We start from the raw sequence: 806 nt of genomic DNA on the forward strand, positions 1-806 counted from the left end.
GTGGGTTCCGAGGCGGTGGTGGATGCGCGGTTGGTGACGGCGGTGCCGACGGGCTGGTCGCTGGCGGAGGCCGCGAGCGTGTCGGTGGTGTTTTTGACCGCGCTGTATGGGTTGTCGGTGTTGGCCGGTGTGAAGGCCGGGCAGAAGGTGTTGGTGCACGCCGCGGCCGGTGGGGTGGGCATGGCGGCGGTGCAGCTTTTGCGCCATTGGGGTGCGGAGGTTTTCGTCACCGCCAGCCGCGGCAAGTGGGACACGTTGCGCGCATTGGGGTTTGACGACGACCACATCGGGGATTCGCGAACGCTGGACTTCGAGCGCAAGTTCCTTGCCGCCACCGGCGGCGCCGGGGTGGATGTGGTGCTCAACTCGCTGGCCGGTGAGTTCATCGATGCGTCGCTGCGCCTGCTGTCCGATGGTGGGCGTTTCATCGAGATGGGCAAGACCGACCTGCGCGACCCGGGGCAGGTCGCCGCCGACCACCGCGGTGTGCACTACCGGGCGTTCGATCTGATGGAGGCCGGCCCGGACCACATCGCGGCGATGCTGGCCGAGCTGATGGGGCTCTTCGCGGCGGGCACATTGAAGCCCTTGCCGGTCAAGACCTTTGACGTGCGATCCGCCGCCACGGCGTATCGCTTCATCAGCCAGGCCCGCCACATCGGCAAGGTCGTGTTGACGCTGCCCGACGGGCCCGGTAACGCGGTACTGGCGGGTTCGGGCGGTGGCCTGGCCGGGGGCAGTGTGGTGGTCACCGGGGGCACCGGGATGGCGGGTTCGGCGCTTGCGCAGCATCTGGCGACGCGTTA

At 68.7% G+C, this 806-nt stretch carries 1 protein-coding gene; it reads left to right on the top strand.

Annotated elements, in window-relative coordinates:
- Positions 1–806 (top strand): zinc-binding dehydrogenase (locus tag A5745_RS23010; RefSeq protein ID WP_139329763.1); only part of this gene is annotated, 806 nt, incomplete at both ends.

It is taken from the genome of Mycobacterium sp. IS-2888 (assembly GCF_001954215.1).
Lineage (GTDB): Bacteria > Actinomycetota > Actinomycetes > Mycobacteriales > Mycobacteriaceae > Mycobacterium.